18 protein-coding genes are annotated in these 16,896 nt (G+C 60.4%); 10 read left to right on the top strand and 8 right to left on the bottom strand.

All coding sequences use genetic code 11. From position 1 onward, the window contains the following. The first annotated feature begins 157 nt into the window (after positions 1–157). Positions 158–1,432 (top strand): Hsp70 family protein, encoded by a 1,275-nt coding sequence (locus KGB18_RS21335; RefSeq protein ID WP_223570430.1) that lies wholly within the window; start codon positions 158–160, stop codon positions 1,430–1,432. Positions 1,433–1,548: 116 nt separating this feature from the next. Here KGB18_RS21335 and KGB18_RS21330 read toward each other — a convergent pair whose 3' ends face one another. The 3 genes from KGB18_RS21330 to KGB18_RS21320 all read right to left on the bottom strand — a co-directional run bounded on the left by KGB18_RS21330 (position 1,549) and on the right by KGB18_RS21320 (position 3,872). Then, entirely contained in the window at positions 1,549–2,562 is a 1,014-nt protein-coding gene (locus KGB18_RS21330) for an AI-2E family transporter (RefSeq protein WP_052965889.1), read from the bottom strand. A gap of 143 nt (positions 2,563–2,705) precedes the next feature. Then, positions 2,706–3,011 carry a PsiF family protein gene (locus KGB18_RS21325; RefSeq protein ID WP_095052920.1) on the bottom strand — a complete coding sequence of 102 codons (306 nt, stop codon included), beginning with the start codon at positions 3,009–3,011 and terminating at the stop codon, positions 2,706–2,708. Positions 3,012–3,083: 72 nt separating this feature from the next. Then, positions 3,084–3,872: an AraC family transcriptional regulator gene (locus KGB18_RS21320; RefSeq protein ID WP_223570429.1), complete on the bottom strand. Its 789-nt coding sequence runs from the start codon at positions 3,870–3,872 to the stop codon at positions 3,084–3,086. A gap of 97 nt (positions 3,873–3,969) precedes the next feature. Here KGB18_RS21320 and KGB18_RS21315 point away from each other — a divergent pair, with 97 nt between their 5' ends. Beyond that, positions 3,970–4,857 carry a DMT family transporter gene (locus tag KGB18_RS21315; protein WP_217855638.1) on the top strand — a complete coding sequence of 296 codons (888 nt, stop codon included), beginning with the start codon at positions 3,970–3,972 and terminating at the stop codon, positions 4,855–4,857. Between the two features lie 126 nt (positions 4,858–4,983). On the opposite strand, the gene KGB18_RS21310 is transcribed toward KGB18_RS21315, so the two are convergent. From KGB18_RS21310 to KGB18_RS21300, 3 genes are all read right to left on the bottom strand, one after another. Next, the gene (locus tag KGB18_RS21310) at positions 4,984–5,874 is read right to left on the bottom strand and encodes an esterase/lipase family protein (RefSeq protein WP_223570428.1); all 891 of its coding nucleotides are present in this window, start codon (positions 5,872–5,874) and stop codon (positions 4,984–4,986) included. A gap of 106 nt (positions 5,875–5,980) precedes the next feature. Further along, positions 5,981–6,286, bottom strand: a complete 306-nt coding sequence (locus tag KGB18_RS21305; protein ID WP_007903452.1) for a DMT family transporter — start codon at positions 6,284–6,286, stop codon at positions 5,981–5,983. Continuing rightward, the gene (locus KGB18_RS21300; RefSeq protein WP_217855634.1) at positions 6,287–6,925 is read right to left on the bottom strand and encodes an FMN-dependent NADH-azoreductase; all 639 of its coding nucleotides are present in this window, start codon (positions 6,923–6,925) and stop codon (positions 6,287–6,289) included. 122 nt (positions 6,926–7,047) lie between these two features. Between KGB18_RS21300 and KGB18_RS21295 the strand changes: the two genes are divergently transcribed. Next, positions 7,048–7,980: a LysR substrate-binding domain-containing protein gene (locus tag KGB18_RS21295; protein ID WP_052965900.1), complete on the top strand. Its 933-nt coding sequence runs from the start codon at positions 7,048–7,050 to the stop codon at positions 7,978–7,980. A 140-nt stretch (positions 7,981–8,120) separates the two neighbouring features. On the opposite strand, the gene KGB18_RS21290 is transcribed toward KGB18_RS21295, so the two are convergent. After that, positions 8,121–10,196: an AsmA family protein gene (locus tag KGB18_RS21290; protein ID WP_217855629.1), complete on the bottom strand. Its 2,076-nt coding sequence runs from the start codon at positions 10,194–10,196 to the stop codon at positions 8,121–8,123. A 387-nt stretch (positions 10,197–10,583) separates the two neighbouring features. Here KGB18_RS21290 and KGB18_RS21285 point away from each other — a divergent pair, with 387 nt between their 5' ends. From KGB18_RS21285 to KGB18_RS21255, 7 genes are all read left to right on the top strand, one after another. Next, entirely contained in the window at positions 10,584–11,012 is a 429-nt protein-coding gene (locus tag KGB18_RS21285) for a hypothetical protein (RefSeq protein ID WP_217855627.1), read from the top strand. A gap of 157 nt (positions 11,013–11,169) precedes the next feature. Then, positions 11,170–11,802, top strand: a complete 633-nt coding sequence (locus tag KGB18_RS21280) for a TetR family transcriptional regulator (protein ID WP_217855625.1) — start codon at positions 11,170–11,172, stop codon at positions 11,800–11,802. Positions 11,803–11,991: 189 nt separating this feature from the next. Continuing rightward, a complete protein-coding gene (gene ureE / locus KGB18_RS21275; protein WP_123721470.1) occupies positions 11,992–12,492 on the top strand; it encodes an urease accessory protein UreE in 501 nt (166 codons plus the stop codon). Further along, positions 12,489–13,163, top strand: coding sequence for an urease accessory protein UreF (locus tag KGB18_RS21270; protein ID WP_123721471.1), 675 nt, complete (start codon positions 12,489–12,491; stop codon positions 13,161–13,163). The genes ureE and KGB18_RS21270 overlap by 4 nt, the downstream gene beginning before the upstream one ends. Positions 13,164–13,186: 23 nt before the next feature. Further along, the gene (gene ureG, locus KGB18_RS21265; protein WP_038360437.1) at positions 13,187–13,801 is read left to right on the top strand and encodes an urease accessory protein UreG; all 615 of its coding nucleotides are present in this window, start codon (positions 13,187–13,189) and stop codon (positions 13,799–13,801) included. Between the two features lie 28 nt (positions 13,802–13,829). Then, positions 13,830–14,402, top strand: coding sequence for a HupE/UreJ family protein (locus tag KGB18_RS21260; RefSeq protein ID WP_201062527.1), 573 nt, complete (start codon positions 13,830–13,832; stop codon positions 14,400–14,402). A 202-nt stretch (positions 14,403–14,604) separates the two neighbouring features. Then, on the top strand, positions 14,605–15,732 hold the full coding sequence (locus tag KGB18_RS21255) for an AGE family epimerase/isomerase (protein ID WP_123721473.1): 1,128 nt from the start codon (positions 14,605–14,607) through the stop codon (positions 15,730–15,732). 118 nt (positions 15,733–15,850) lie between these two features. On the opposite strand, the gene KGB18_RS21250 is transcribed toward KGB18_RS21255, so the two are convergent. Continuing rightward, complete coding sequence (locus tag KGB18_RS21250; RefSeq protein WP_123721474.1) at positions 15,851–16,618, bottom strand: SDR family oxidoreductase; 768 nt, start codon at positions 16,616–16,618, stop codon at positions 15,851–15,853. Positions 16,619–16,896 lie beyond the last annotated feature (278 nt).

Raw genomic sequence — 16,896 nt, 5'->3', positions numbered from 1 at the left:
GTCGCCCCAAGGGTTGCCAAGTCTATGCAGGGAAGTTTGGGGGTGTTGGAGCATCTTTCAAGCGCTGATCGCTGCGATTTAACGGATAGTCGGCCTTCGAATCTTCGCCGCTCTGACATACACTGCGCGGCCGTTTTTTAACCGGAACTTGAAAGACATGAAAAACGCATCTCCAGCCCGTGCCTGTGGTATCGACTTCGGCACGTCCAACTCCACCGTCGGCTGGCTGCGCCCCGGCATGGAAACGCTGATCGCGCTGGAGGACGACAAGATCACCCTGCCCTCGGTGGTCTTCTTCAATATGGAAGAACGCCGCCCGGTATACGGCCGGCTGGCGCTGCACGAGTACCTGGAAGGTTACGAAGGCCGGCTGATGCGCTCGCTCAAGAGCCTGCTGGGTTCCAAGCTGATCAAGCACGATACCAGCGTTCTCGGCACGGCGATGCCGTTCAAGGACCTGCTCGGGCTGTTCATCGGCCAGTTGAAGAAGCGTGCCGAAACCGCTGCCGGTCGGGAATTCGAAGAAGTGGTGCTGGGTCGTCCGGTGTTTTTCGTCGATGACGATGAAATGGCCGACCAGGAAGCGGAAAACACCCTGGTGGATGTAGCCCGCGCCATCGGCTTCAAGGACGTCTCGTTCCAGTACGAGCCGATTGCAGCGGCGTTCGACTACGAGTCGACCATCGAAAAGGAAGAGCTGGTACTGATCGTCGACATCGGCGGTGGTACCTCGGACTTCTCGCTGGTGCGCCTGTCGCCTGAGCGCCGCAACCACGACAATCGTCACGATGACATTCTCGCCACTGGTGGCGTGCACATCGGCGGGACCGATTTCGACAAGCAGCTGAGCCTGCAAGGCCTGATGCCGCTGTTTGGCTACGGCAGCCGGATGAAGAGCGGCGCCTATATGCCGACCAGCCACCACATGAACCTGGCGACCTGGCACACCATCAACTCGGTGTACTCGCAGAAGTCGACCCTGGCCCTGGGCAGCATGCGTTACGACATCGAGGACACCGGCGGCATCGATCGCCTGTTCAAGCTGATCGACCAGCGCGCCGGCCACTGGCTGGCCATGGAAGTAGAAGAAACCAAGATCCAGCTGACCCACGCCGACAGCCGCCATGTGCCACTGGATCGTATTGAACCGGGTTTGAGCGTGGAACTGAGCCGGGCACTGTTCGAATCAGCCATCGATAACTTGCTGGAGCGGGTGCGCAACAGCGTGACCCAGTTGTTGAATGACGCCAACGTGCGGGTCGATCAGGTGGACACCGTGTTCTTCACCGGCGGTTCGAGCGGGATTCCGGCGCTGCGCAACAGCGTCTCGGCGATGTTGCCGAATGCTCGGCATGTGGAAGGGAACATCTTCGGCAGCATCGGTAGTGGGTTGGCGATCGAGGCGATGAAGCGTTACGGCACCCTCGCCTGACCTGAAACCGAAGCGCCCCCATCGCGGGCAAGCCCGCTCCCACAAGGACAGCGCATGACCTGTGGGAGCGGGCTTGCCCGCGATGGCGTCAGATCAGGCAATACATATTTGCCGGATCAAACCATCCCCGCCAGCTTCAACTCACTCTTCAGATACGCGTAATAAATCGGCCCCGCCACCACGCCCGGCAGGCCGAACGCGGCTTCGAACACCAGCATTGCCAGCAGCAACTCCCACGACTTGGCACTGATCTGCCCGCCGACGATGCGCGCGTTGAGGAAGTATTCGAGCTTGTGGATAACAATCAGGTAACCCAGCGCCGCCACCGCCACCCAGATCGACAGCGACAAGCCAACGATGGTGATCAAGGTGTTCGAGATCAGATTGCCGATCACCGGCAGCAAGCCGAGCAGGAAGGTCAGCACGATCAGGGTTTTGGTCAGCGGCAGCTTGATCCCGAACATCGGCAGGACCACCGCGAGGAAAATCCCGGTGAAGAAAGTGTTGAGCAGGGAAATCTTGATCTGGGCGAAAACGATGTTGCGAAACGCCTGGACCAACAGGTGCAAACGGTCGAACAGCGCCGCGGCCAACGGTTTGCGTTTGGTCACGTCCGGCGCTCGCTGCAAGGCGATGATCGCCCCCAGCACCATGCCGATCAGCAGCGTCACGAACATATGTGCCGCGTCTTTGCCCACCAGTTGCAAATCGCTGAGATGCTTGCTCATCCACTCGCCGATGGCCACCCGGAACTCGGCGGCACTGGCCGGCAGATAAGCGTCGATGAACGGCGGCAACTGCCCACGTGCGCGGTCGACCACGACCATGAATTTATCGAGAGAAGCGCCGGGGTTTTCCGCCTCGTGCAGCAGAAAACTGATCGCACCGGCAAAGATCAGCGCCAGCACGCTGACCACCAATGTTCCCAGCAACGCCACCGCCAGCCAGCGCGCACGGCGGCCTTCGATCAGCCGCTGCAATTGCGGCGTGAGCATGTTGACCAGTTCGAACACCAACAACCCGGCCAGCAGGCTAGGCAGCAATCGCAGAGGTAGCACCAGCAGCAAACCACCAAAAATGATGACCCAGCTGATGAACAACAAGACCTGACGCTGAGAAAACGCTGACATACAGCCTCAAAACGAACGACGTAAAAGGATTGGCAGTCTGCCAGCGTTCTGGCGCCGAAGCGAGCGGATGACCTTCAAGCGGCGGCGCGCCGAAAAGATCGCAGCCTGCGGCAGCTCCTACAGAGAACGCGATCTTCTGATCTTTATTTTTTCTTCAGGCATTCGCTCATGAAGGTTTTGCGCGCATCGCCCGTGAGGGCTTGGGTGGTGGCGGTGGCGTTGCAGGTTTTCATCTTTTCTTGTTGAGGGGTCATGGGCTTGGCGGCATCGGCGGCCGGCGCGGCTTTGAGGCAGGTGCTCATGAAGGCTTTGCGCTCGTCGCCCTTGAGGCTTTTGGCGGTAGCATCGGCATTGCAGGTGGTCATTTTGTTCTGTTGGGCAGTGGCGGCGAAACCTTGGGAGCAGAGCAGCAAACCGACCATCAACAACGGGGCACGCAACATCTTCATGGAGTGTTCTCCTTGTTGCCGCACCGATGGATGCGGCCTCGTTTCGGAGTGTAGACAAAGCCTGTTACACGTTCACCTGCTATCGAGGTGGCTGCGTCGATATTGCTCAGGCGTGCACCCGGCCTGACGCTGAAACATCGCGATAAAGGCCGAGCCGGTGCTGTAGCCCATGTCGAAGGCAATTTCCTGAATGCTGCGCTGGCTGTCCAGCGCTTCGATCGCTGCCAGAAACCGCAGCCGTTGCCGCCACTCCCCGAAACTCATGCCCAATTCGCGAACAAACTGCCGGGCCAACGTGCGTTCGCTGACGTGAATTTGCGCGGCCCAATGCGCCAATGGCCGGTTATCCCCAGGCTCGGCCTGCAAGGCTTCCAGGATTGCGAGCAGCCCGGTGCTGCTGGCGTAGGGCAAGTAACACTCATGCATCGGTGCCTGTTGCAGTTGGTCCACCAGCACTTGAGCCAGACGCTTGTCTGCATCGTGCTCGGGAATTTTCACATCGCGGGTGGCGAAGTCTTTCAGGATCGCCTTGAGAATGTCGCTGATCGCCAGGGTGCAGGCCTTCTGCGGCAGATCGCGGCACAGCGTCGGCGCGAGACAGACGGCGCGATAGTTGATCGGCTGATTGCTATAGAAACTGTGCTCGGTCCCGGGCGGCACCCACACCGCGTATTGCGGCGGCGACATGAAGCGGCGGCTGCCGATTTCCATGTGCAAGACCCCATTGGCCGAATACTCGAGGGTGCCCCAAGGATGATGGTGGGCGGAGGCGTATTCGTGGGTGTTGAAGTCGGCATAGCGGAAATAGACCGGGGCCGGCAGTTCGCTGAAATCCAGCAGGTCGATGTGTTTGCTGTTCATGCTGTCCGGAATCAGGGGCAGGTTGTCTGGATCGAAGTATAGGCATTGATTCAGACAAGCGGATAATCACCCTTCATTAACGTTCTGGTTTTTCCCGATGCAATACGCTTACCCCCTGCTGGCCATTCTCATTTGGGCCGGCAACACCGTGATCAACAAACTGGCGGTCGGCGCGATCTTTCCCGCCGAAATCGGTTTCTACCGCTGGCTGCTGGCCGCACTGCTGTTCACGCCTTTCATGCTTAAACCGGTAATCACCCACTGGCCGTTGATCCGCCCGAACCTGGGCAGGATTTTCATCCTCGGCGTGCTTGGCATGGCGGTTTATCAGAGCTTGGCTTACTTCGCTGCGACGCTGACTTCAGCCACCAACATGGGGATCATTTTGTCGCTGATGCCGTTGATGTCGCTGGCCATGGCGATTGTCAGCCTCGGCCAACGCCTGACCGCCGGCGCACTGGCCGGTGCGGTGTTGTCGTTTGCGGGGGTTTTGGTGGTGGTGTCGTCCGGCAGCCTTGGCGCGTTGCTGGAACACGGGGTGAACCTGGGCGACGCGATGATGCTGATCGCCACGCTGGCGTATGCGATTTACAGCACCTTGCTGAAAAAATGGCAGCTGCGTTTGCCGCCGCTGGTGTTGTTGTATTTGCAGGTGTTGGTCGCGGTGGTGGTGCTGTTTCCGCTGTTCCTCGCCTCACCGAAAATCGGCCCGACCCTGCAGAACATCCCGCTGGTGCTTTACGCCTGCCTGCTGGCCTCGATGCTTGCGCCGTTGGCGTGGATGCAGGCCGTGGTGCGCCTGGGGCCGAGCCGGACCACGTTGTTTTTCAATTTGCTGCCATTGATTACGGCGCTGATTGCGGCGGTGGTGCTGCATGAGCAGTTGGCGCTGTATCACCTGGTGGGTGGGGTGTTGACGTTGGGTGGGGTGATTTTGTCGGAGCGCTGGACCACGGTGCTGGGCCGTAAGGTCAGTGTTGCCTGACCGGACGCCTTCGCGGGCAAGCCACGCTCCCACAGGTTTGGCGTCGTGCCTATTACGGGCGTCCGACACAAAACCTGTGGGAGCGTGGCTTGCCCGCGAAGAACGATAACGCGGTCCCACTGCCGTTCACACACCGGCCGCCTTCAACCGCGCCGCATGCTCAACAAACAACCGCACCGGCTCGGCCCCCTTGCCCACCAGCCCCAGCGACTGGTTGACGATATCGAAGTGATCCATCGGGTATTCATCGCCAATCACCGTCCCCAAATGCGAGCTGTAACGCCCGACCATCCCGTCGCAATGCCCCGCCTCGTGCACGAACGTCCTGGCAAACAACCGGCAACTGCGGTTAGTCCCGTCGAACAGGTTGCACCCGCGATCGGTCTTGCCCGGCTGCAAGGTTCCGGACCAGGAGTAATAACGCACGCCATTGACCACTTCCGGACCATGCCCGCCCCAAGTGTCAGGCAGACCTTGTGGATAACGCTGATTGAACAGCGCCACGCCCGCCGTCGTCAGGGATTGGTGCGAAGCCGGGATATCCACCGGCAGTCTCGGCCCGCGGTAGCCGGTTTCCAGCAGACACATCAACGCGCTGATCAGCCACAGTAAAAAGCTCAGTAGCCGGCCCTTGGCGCTGTCAGCCGGATAATGGGTGTGCAGATGGTCCGCCAGCTCCGAGCCGTGATTCGGCCCGGCTACCGAGGTCACCGAAGCCACCTGGTCCGGGCGTTTTGCCGCGGCGTAACGGGCGGTCAATGAGCCCTGGCTGTGACCGATCAGGTTGACCTTCTCGGCCCCGGTTTCGCGCAGAATCTCCTCGATCCGCGCCAGCAATTGCTCGCCGCGTACCTCGGTGGAGTTGAGTGGTGAGACCTGCACCGCAATCACGGTCGCCCCATCCCGGCGCAGCGCCGAAATGATTCCGTACCAATAGGGATAGAGCAGCAGACGGATAAACCCGAGCATCCCCGGGACCAACACCAAGGGGTAACGCGTGGTGGAACCTTGCGACATGGATGAACATCCTTGTGATCGGTGAGATGAAGCAAGGCTGGATGCAAGGCATCAGCCAAGCATCGCCACCCAAGATGACAACTCAACGACCAGTCTATGACATCGCTTACTTCAACCCCACCACGCCCGCCACAATCAGCCCGACCGACACCAGCTTGAGCGCGGTCAGGCTTTCGCCGAGCAGCGCAAAGCCGAGAAACACCGTGCCCAGCGAACCGATAGCGGTCCAGATCGGGTAGGCGATGCTCACCGGCAATTCGCGCATGGCCAAGGTCAGGAAGTAAATCCCGCCCACCGCGGCCACCACCGTAATGACTGACGGCCAGAGCCGTGTGAAGCCTTCGGCGTACTTCATGCCCATGGCGAAGGTGACTTCGAACCCGGCGGCGATCAACAAGAACAACCAGGCCATCTAGAACTCCCTGGCCAGCGCCAGCAAACGCTGCTCGGCCTCGGCCACGGACACCTGGAACGTGCGCTCGGCGGACTCCTCACCCTCGGCGGCGACCACGGTGACGTCGGTGATGCCGATAAACCCTAATGCCGTGCGCAGCAATGGATCGGCATGGTTCATCGCTTCAAGTTCACCGCCGGGGCCGAAGCCAAATCCGCCGCGACTGGTGACGATCAATGCCTTCTTGCCCCGCACCAGCGGTTCGTACTGAGCGACGCCGTTGTCCAGGGTGTGATTGAACGTCAGCCCCAGCCGCACTATCTGGTCGATCCAGGCCTTGAGGCCGCTGGGCACACTGAAGTTGTACATCGGTGTGGAAATCACCAACAGATCATGGCCGAGCAACTCCCCCACCAATTCATCGCTGAGTGCCAGGTCGGCCTGCATCGACAGTGGTCGCGCTTCGGGTTCCGGATGAAAAGCGGCCGCCACAAACGCTTCGTTGACAGCTGGAATCAACGCCCGACCGACTTCACGGCGGGTCAGTTGCGACTGCGGGTTGCGGACCTGCCAGGCGCAAAGAAACACCTCGGCCAAACGCCGCGAATGTGAACGGTCGCCACGGGGGCTGGCGTGAATGGCAAGAATTCTGCTCATCTGAATCTCCTTGAAGGGCTAAACTTAAACGGCTTGGCGTGCAGTTTGAAGCGCGCAGCCGCCTATCTTCAAATGAACAGAAATCAGTCTGGATGAATCCATTTCATCCATGGAGTTTTAAAATGTTTGCCTCTTTGCCGCTGACTGCCCTGCGCGCCTTCGAATCCGCCTCGCGCCTGTTGAGCTTCAAGGCCGCCGCCGAAGAGCTCTCTGTGACGCCGACGGCGGTCTCGCATCAAATCCGCTCCCTGGAAAACTGGCTCGGCGTGCCGTTGTTCGAACGACTGCCACGGCAGGTGCGCCTTACCGAATGCGGCGAACGGCTGTTCCGCAGCCTGCACGGCGCCCTGCTGGAAGTGGCGCAGAGCGTCGATACCTTGCGCCCGCAACGCAGCGGCACGAGCCTGACGATTTCCACCACGGCCGCCTTCGCCGCCCTCTGGCTGGTGCCGCGGCTGGGACGGTTTTACGCCCGTCATCCGAACATCAGCCTGCGCCTGGACACTCACTGCGAAGTGATCGATTTGCATCAGGACGCCAGCCTCGATCTGGTGGTGCGTTACAGCCTCGACGATTATCCGAACCTGTATGGTTTGTGCCTGTTCGACGAATCCTTCGGGGTCTATGGCTCGCCTGAACAAGTGGCCTTGGCACCCAGTCGGGTACCTACCTTGATCAGCGTGCGCTGGCACAACTCCAAGCTGTATGCCCATGGCTGGGAGGCCTGGTGCGCGCAGTCCGGCGAAAGCTGGCTGGCCGCGCAACCGGCGGTGCGTGAATACGACGAAGAGCATTACGCCCTGCAAGCCGCCATCGCCGGGCAAGGCCTGGTGCTGGCGAGCAATATTCTGGTGTCGGAGAGTGTGGCCAGCGGTGTGCTGCTGCCTTATCGGGGGGACATTCAGGTCGACGGGGCCGGATACAGTGCGCTGTGTGTACCAGGCCGTGAACGGCATCCGCCGGTGCGGGCATTTTTTGCGTGGTTGCAGGAGGAGGCTCGGTTGTCTGGTTTATTGCCAAGATCGCAGCCTTCGGGAGAACTCATTCCCCTGTAGGCTTCGATTGCATTCTGAAAGATCTGTAGCGTCGGGCATATCGCCATCGCGAGCAGGCTCGCTCCCACATTTTTCCTGTAAACACAGGTCCATTGTGGGAGCGAGCCTGCTCGCGATGGCGTCTTCACAGACGCCGAAAGTTACTTGGTAGGTTTAACCGTCACCGGCGCCTTGCCCGCCTTCATCTGCTCCAGCAACGGCGCACACTGATTGGGCTCACCAGCGCTGGGGGCTATCAACGCCAGCAAGCCCGCCGCCGGCGCGGCAATCACACCCAGTGCAACCATCCCGGCCCCACGCAGCATCAACGGCACCGGTTTCACGCCCGCATCCGGCTTGATGAACTTGCCCCGAACATACAGCGGCGAACGCAGCGAAATCAAGCGCCAGCCCTTGGATTCCGGGGAGATGGTCAGGTCCAGTTGCTCGGTCGCCATGTTTGCCGTGCCGTCGACGTAGACGATCGCGGTCTCGGTATCGAAAACGAACAGCCGCGTGGTCGCCAGACCTGCCTTGATCTCGAAGTCGGCCGCCGCGCAATTGATCTTCACTTCCTTGTCACCAAAGATCTTGCCCACTACATAATTGCCGACGTTGAGCCCCGCCAACTCCATCAACTCGCGACTGATCGCGCCGTCATTGATCAGCATCTTCAAATTGCCGTCGGCAGTGCCCAGCAGCTTGGCCACCGAGTTGCCACGACCGACAAGATCGGCGTCGCCATTAAGCTCACCGAAACTGGTTTTCATCCGCTCCAGGGTGGGGAATAGCTGCTTGAGCTTGAACTTGCGCGCCGTCAGTTTGGCCCGGCCTTCCAAAGGCTCGGTGCGCCCGTCCAGACGAATCTGTGCATCCAGATTGCCGCCGGCCACGCCGAAACGCAGGGGCTCGAGGCTAAGCACGCCATCGGTCAGCACCACATGGGTGTAGAGATCGGTGAACGGCAGTTTTGCACTGTGGACGATACGTTTGCCGGTGAATTCAACGTCGGCGTCCATATCTCGCCAGCGCTCAGTCCTGAACTCCTCGACTGGTAGCAGCTTATCCGCCGGCTGCTTGCTTTCACCGCCGCGGTCCTTTTGCTTGGCGTTGGAATCGGCACCGATCAATGGGGCCAGGTCGGTAAACAGCAATTGATTGGACTCCAGCGCCCCGCTGAGTTTGGGTCTCGGCTGGCTCGCAACGTAGGTCAGGTTGCCATGGATATCGCTCTCGCCGATGGTGCCATTGAACGCCTCATAGCGGTACACCGCCCCGCCCGGCTCGTTCAACTTGGCAACCAAGTGCCCGTCGGTGGCGTAAGGCGGAGTATCCGGCAGCGTCACGCCAATCAGTGGATAGAGATTACCCAGGCTGGCCCCGGCCAGTTTCAGGCGCAAATCCAGGGCGCCGAGGTTCAATGGATCGGTGAGCGTACCGGCCAGTTCGACGCTGGTGTCGGCGATCTTCATTTGCGCTTGAAGCGGGAACGGCTTGGTGGCGTCCTGTAAAGCCAACAAGCCGCCGGTCTTGCCCTGGCCCACAAGATTCTGACCGTGGTATTGGCCTTTGACCTTCAGTGCGAAGGCGTAATCCTGTGGCGAACCACCCTTTTCAACCGCTTTTTTTGCCGCTTTGTCTCCGACAATGTCGCTGAACGGAATCGGTTTGCCCAACGGGTCGATAAGCAGATCAAGCTGAGTCTTCAGCTTTTGGTCGTCGAGCATGACGTGGCCTTTGTCGAAGCCGATGGCACCGATGTCCAGCACCCAGTTCGAAGGCTCGGCGTCGGGATCTTTGGGATCGAACTTGAACGTCCAGTTGGCGCGACCATCAGCCAGACGTTGCAGGTCGGCATTGGGTTCAGTCAGGTCGATACGCGGGATCACCACCCGCTGCGCGAGCAAAGCCAATGGCGAAATACGCAGCTCGACACGTTTGAGGGTGGCCATCTGCGGTTGCTTCGACCAGTCCGGGTTGCCCAGGCTCAGATCCTCGGCCACCACATGCGGCCACGGCACCCAGGCTCGCCAACCGCCCTCGTCAGGCTGGCGCTGCCAGACCACCGCAAGGTTGCCATTGATGGCGAATGGACGTTGCAGTTCTTCGGACACCTTGGCGTTCAGGGGCGGTTTGATCCGGTTCCAATCGAAGAACGCGATGATCAGCACCAGGACGGCCAGCAGGACAACGAGGCTGGCAAAGGTCCAGGCAAGAATTTTACGAGTGCGCGTCATTGCACAGGGCTCCTGAATACGACTGAGCGCCCGGACAGCGACGCACATATGAAACGTTAGGCCAGATCCGGCCTGCCATGACATCTAGGACTGGGAAATGGCGTGCAGGTTTAACCGAATAGCCGTTTAACACTCAAATAATCGGTCGTGGCCACACTGCTCCCTCATCCGGCGTTACCGCACCCGCACTTTTGCGAGGCGAGAGTGGGTCGAAAATACCCACCTCAGTGCAAAAAAGCTCGCAGGAAACGCCCGTTCTAGAGCGCTGCGGCCGAACAATCAATTCTGTTGATTATTACCATTGCGTTTATGAACTTTTATATCGACTTATCGAGAGTAGCATTGCCCTCGTACCCACTTTATCGCCCTCCCAAGGAGCAACCCATCATGAAACGCGAATTACTGCTTAGCCTGACCCTCTCAATGTTAGCCAGCACCGCTTTTGCTTTGCCGGCCGCAGATCAGGCCACTCCACAAGTCAAAGACAGCCACTCGGTGTTCAGCCAGACCGTTGCCGCTGATGGTTCCGACCGTACACCACAAGGTCAGACTCTGGCCGAAGGTGGCAATGATCGCCTGAAAGAAAAAGGCCTGATCACCGAAGACGGTTATGACAAGACTCCACAAGGTCAAACCTTGGCGGAAGACGGTTCTGATCGTACTCCACAAGGCCAGACCCTGGCTGCTGACGGTTCCGACCGCACCCCACAAGGCCAGACCCTGGCTGCCGACGGTTCCGATCGCACTCCACAAGGTCAAACCCTTGCTGAAGGTGGTGGTGACCGTGTAATCGAACGCAACAGCGCTGTGAGCTAAGCCCATGGCGGCCCCGAAAAAAAGCCCAATCCCCGGATTGGGCTTTTGACTTTATAGAAGCTGCATTTCCCCGCGTGATATCCCGATAGTCGTTCGACGCCAGCGAAGCCGATTTGCTAGAGTGCGCCGCTGTCCCTGTCCAGAAAACACCCTTGCGATGCTGCCCCGCGCCGAACAGAAACAACAGACCCGCAACGCCCTGATGGACGCTGCCCGCCACTTGATGGAAAGCGGCCGAGGATTCGGCAGCCTGAGCCTGCGCGAAGTGACCAGAACCGCCGGGATCGTACCCACCGGTTTCTACCGGCATTTCGCCGACATGGATGAACTGGGCCTGGTGCTGGTGAGCGAAGTCGGTCAGACCTTCCGTGAAACCATCCGGCTGGTGCGCCACAACGAGTTCGTCATGGGCGGCATCATCGACGCCTCGGTGCGGATTTTTCTCGACGTGGTCACGGCCAATCGATCGCAGTTTCTGTTTCTTGCCCGCGAACAGTACGGCGGCTCGTTGCCGGTGCGCCAGGCCATTGGCCGCTTGCGCGAAGATATCAGCTCGGACCTGGCGGCGGACTTGTCGCTGATGCCGAAACTGCAGCATCTGGACATTGCAGGTTTGAGTGTCATGGCTGATCTGATCGTCAAAAGCGTGTTCGCCACCCTGCCGGACATTATCGATCCGCCGGTGCAGGCGTTACCGGAGCATCTGACGCCGCAGGCGAAGATCACGCAGCAGTTGCGGTTCATCTTCATAGGCCTAAAACACTGGCAAGGCCTCGGCAGCACCGAGTAAATACATCCCCCTGTGGGAGCGAGCAGGCTCGCCCCCCCCCCACATTGGTGCGCAAAAACCCCACACGCACCAACTTGATCCAAAATTCCGAACCACCCTCCACGCTCCGACAGGCATTTCCTACCTCTCACCCGATTGGCAAGCCCCTTGCTCTATCCCTGAGCATTGTCCATTGCTGGAAGCCTTCCGATGCTGGTGATTCATCGCAGAATCGACCCTCAACCCGTCTGGGCCGCCGAGTTGCACCTGACTTTCGAAGCCCGGAGCAAAAGCCGTTTGCGCTGTTTCAGTGCCGAGGGTGAAGACGTCGGGTTGTTTTTGGAGCGCGGTCAGCCGCCTCTATATGACGGCGAATGCCTGCAAGCCGAAGATGGGCGCGTCGTTCGCGTCTGCGCTCGCTCCGAACAACTGCTGCATGTCACCTGCGCCAACGCCTTCGAACTGACCCGCGCCGCCTATCACCTGGGCAACCGCCATGTGGCCCTGCAAGTCGGTGATGGCTGGCTGCGCCTGCTCGACGATTACGTGCTCAAGGCCATGCTCGAGCAACTGGGCGCCAATGCCGAGAACATCGAAGCGCCATTCCAGCCGGAACACGGTGCTTACGGCGGCGGTCATCACCATTCGCGCCATGGTGACGAGGATTTCAACTACCCGCCGAAACTGCACCAGTTCGGCGTGCGCTTATGAACCCAGCCTGGGCGCTGCTGCGTTTGGCCAGCCCGCAGCTGCCGATTGGCGGCTACAGCTATTCCCAGGGTTTGGAGATGGCTGTGGATAACGGCCGCGTAAACGATCCTGACAGCGCGCGGCGCTGGATCAGCGATCAGTTGCTGCTCAATCTCGCGCGTTTCGAAGCGCCGCTACTGCTCGCCCATAGCACCGCTGCGGCCGAAGAAAACTGGGCCGAACTGCTGCAACGCTGCGAAGAGCATCGCGCCAGCCGGGAAACCCGCGAGTTGCATCAGGAAAGTCGACAGATGGGTTATTCGTTGAAGCAACTGCTCAACGGTTTACCGGAACTGGATGCGCCGGCCCGGGCCTTTCTCGACCAATGCCCTGAACCGCATCTGGCCCTTGGCTGGGCGCTGGCGGCCCGCGCCTGGCAGATCAGCCCGCAAGATGCGCTGGCCGCCTGGCTCTGGAGCTGGCTGGAAAACCAATTGGCGGTGTTGATGAAAACCCTGCCCCTGGGCCAGCAAGCTGCCCAGCGCCTGACCAGCGAACTGCTGCCGCTGCTGCAACAGGCGCAGCAAGACGCCACCCGAATCAACCCCGAACACTCTGGCAGCGCCGCTTTCGGCCTGTCCCTGGCGTGCATGGCCCATGAGCGCCAGTACAGCCGTCTGTTCCGTTCCTAGGGCCTTTTAATTTGGAGAATCACATGAACACACAACCCCTGCGCGTCGGCATCGGCGGCCCGGTCGGTTCCGGCAAAACCGCCCTGACCCTGGCCCTGTGCCTGGCCCTGCGCGACCGTTACAACCTGGCTGTCGTGACCAACGACATCTACACCCGCGAGGACGCCGACTTCCTGGTGCGCAATGAAGCCCTGGCGCCCGAACGGATCATCGGCGTGGAAACCGGCGGCTGCCCGCACACAGCCATCCGCGAAGACGCCTCGATCAACCTCGAAGCCGTGGATCAACTGAACCGGCGCTTCCCGGGACTGGATCTGATCTTGGTGGAGTCCGGTGGCGACAACCTTTCGGCGACCTTCAGCCCGGAACTGTCGGACCTGACCATCTACGTGATCGACGTTTCGGCCGGCGACAAGCTACCGCGCAAGGGCGGGCCGGGGATCTGCAAATCCGATCTGCTGGTGATCAACAAGATCGACCTCGCGCCTCTGGTAGGCGCCTCGCTAGAGATGATGGACAGCGACACCCAACGCATGCGCAACGGCAAACCGTTCGTCTTCAGCAACCAGAAAACCGGTCAGGGCCTGGAAGCAATCATCGCCTTCATCGAACGCCAGGGCTTACTGACTGCGGCCTGATCACACTTATCAACAAGGAAGCTTATCCATGACACTGAAACGCATTCTGGGCGCCATGGCCCTGCTGCTGAGCCCGGCCATCGCGTTCGCTCACCCGGGCCACGGCGACAATGGCTTGATGGCCGGCATCAGCCACCCGATCGGCGGCCTCGATCACTTGCTGGCCATGGTTGCCGTGGGGTTGTGGGCCGCGCAGCAGAAAGGCGCCGCGCGTTGGGCGCTGCCCTGCACGTTCGTGGGCACTATGCTGATCGGCGGCCTGCTGGGTTTTGAAGGGATGAACCTGCCGGCGCTGGAAAGCGGGATTGCTGCCTCGGTATTGGCGTTAGGCCTGACGGTGGCTTTGGCGGTGCGTCCGCCGTTGAGCCTGGCGGTGGGTGCGACCGCATTGTTCGCGCTGTTTCATGGCGTGGCGCATGGTCTGGAGCTGCCGGACATGTCGAGCCCTTGGGCGTATGCCGTTGGGTTTGTGGGGGCGACGGCGGCTTTGCATGCAGCGGGTTATGCGGTGGTTCGCGTCTTGCCTCAGGCCGCCGCACCGCTGGTTCGGCTGGCGGGTGCGGCTTCGGCGGCGACTGGGGTGTGGTTGCTGGCGGGTTGATTCTCTAGCGTCTGAACCGGCCTCTTCGCGGGCAAGCCTCGCTCCTACAGGATATTCGCCGCCAGCACAGATCGTGTGAAGACCAAAGATCCCTGTGGGAGCGGGCTTGCCCGCGATGGCGTCCGATCAGACACCGCCTCTCTCAAGCCTGCCTCTCTGCTACCATGTCGCGCAATCGCCCCTGCCGTGACGACGCCAGCCAATGCCCTCTGTTTCCCGCTCTGCTTCCCAGCCTGAATTGACCGCCCTGTTCGCCTCGGTGCAACAGCACTTCCAGGACGTGATCGTGCCGCTCTGGCAAGGCCCCGGCTGGAACGCCGACATGGCATTGCCGTATGAAGCGCTGGACGCCGAGCATCAGCCGCTGCCACCGCAGCGCTACCGGGCCATGGCTTGCGCGCGGCAGCTGTACCTGTTTTCCAGCCTGATCGGCCAAGTGCCTGAGGCCGAAGAACGGGCGGCGGCACTGTTCCGCTCCTTGCAACAGCATTTCCACGATGCCGAGCATGGCGGCTGGTTCTACAGCATCGACCCGCAAGGTGCGCCGCTGGATCAGCGCAAAGACCTCTACACCCACGCCTTCATCCTGTTCGCCTGCGCCCATTACTGGGACAAGGTTCGCGAACCGCTGGTGGAGTCGGTGCTCAACGCCACGCTGGAAGTGTTGGCGCAGCGCTTCGCCACAGGCGACGGCCTGTACGAAGCCAGCCTGGACCGTGATTGGTCCTCGCTCAACTCCGGGCCGCTGCAGAATCCATTGATGCATTTGGCCGAAGCCTTCCTCGCCATCCTTTCGGTGCGCGAGGACGTTGCTGTGCAGAGCGCGCTTCTCAAGTTATGCACAGCCATGCAGAAGCGCTTCATCGATCCGCAGCACGCGGTATTGATGGAAAAGCCGCTGGGCGCTGTGGATAACTGGTTCGAGCCAGGCCATCAGTTCGAGTGGTATTTCCTGCTGGAGTCCTCACCCTTGCTGCGCGACTCCAAATTGCATGCGTCGCTGGACCGCGCCTTTACGTTTACCGAGCAACAGGGCGTGGATCAGCAGACCGGGGCTGTGCGCGCAATGCTGGAGCTGGACGACCACCCTCGTGATGCGACCCAACGCATCTGGGCCCAGGCTGAATACCTGCGCGCTCTGACCTTGCGCCCGGGCAGAGAAGCCTCTGTGCAGCACCAATTGCAGGCGCTGCAACAGCGCTTTTTGCATGCGGGCGGCTGGTATGAGTGTCGCGATGAACAGGGCGAAGTGAGCCGCAAGGACATGCCTTCGACCACGCCTTATCATTTGGCGACCTGTTATCGCGGGTTGGTCAAATATCTTAGCTGACTGATAGATAGCTATCGCGGGCAAGCCCGCTCCCACAGGGTTTGTGTCGTTCGCGAAATAGCGAGTCAACACAAACCCTGTGGGAGCGTGGCTTGCCCGCGATGGCCGTTACGCGGTCTTAAGCCTTCGTATTACGCTCAATGGCAAACCCGCTCCAGGTCTGGCTCACCGGCATCAGCTCGAGGCTGTTGATGTTGATGTGGGCCGGTGCGTTGAGCACCCAGAAAATAGTCTCGGCAATGTCTTGCGGCTGGATCGGCTCGGCACCGGCGTAAGTGGCGTTGTAACGCTCCTGGTCACCGGCGAAACGCACCAGCGAGAACTCGCTCTCACACAGGCCCGGCTCGATGTTGCTGACCCGCACGCCCGTACCTTGCAGGTCGCAACGCAGGTTCAGGGAGAACTGTTTGACGAACGCCTTGCTCGCGCCATACACGTGGCTGCCCGGGTACGGGTAGTTGCCGGCGATGGAACCGAGGTTGACGATGCCGGCGCCACGACCGTGAGCGATCAAACGCGGCAACAACAGGCGAGTGCTGTACATCAGGCCTTTGATGTTGGTGTCGACCATGGTGTCCCAATCGTCAAGATCGCACTTGGGGGCCGGGTCCACGCCCAAGGCCAGGCCTGCGTTGTTGATCAGCCCGCGCAGCTTGGCGAAGGATGGCGGCAGGTTGGCAATCGCCTCCTCCATGGCCTTGCGATCGCGTACGTCGAGCACCAGGCCATGAACCTCGGTCTGCTTCGACAACTCGGCGCACAGGGCATTGAGGCGCTCTTCACGACGACCTGTCAGCACCAGTTTCCAGCCGGCTTCGGCAAAACGACGGGCACAGGCTTCACCAAAACCGGAGGTCGCGCCGGTAATAAACAGGGTGTTGGACATCGTGTTCTCCTTGCTTCGGCTGATCGACAGCCCTTGGAATAGAAAATCAGTTGCCAGCATGCCCGGCCTTGTCCACAGCGGCAACCTTCGCAAAAACCGTACAAAAAACAATCAACACCGGCAACGCCATATGCACTGTGGCTTGCAGCCATGTACGCGCACCTTATCCACAGGCCGGTCCACAGTTTCCGGGGGCAAGTGCAAAAGCTGCAAGCCGCTGTCCACAAGGCTTTGCGGGCAGATTAGAAAGTTTTTTGCTTGACCCTCGGGTGCCTGCT

Source organism: Pseudomonas sp. BF-R-26 (assembly GCF_019947395.1).
GTDB classification, from domain to species: domain Bacteria; phylum Pseudomonadota; class Gammaproteobacteria; order Pseudomonadales; family Pseudomonadaceae; genus Aquipseudomonas; species Aquipseudomonas farris.
This window is presented reverse-complemented; position numbering and strand designations above follow the sequence as displayed.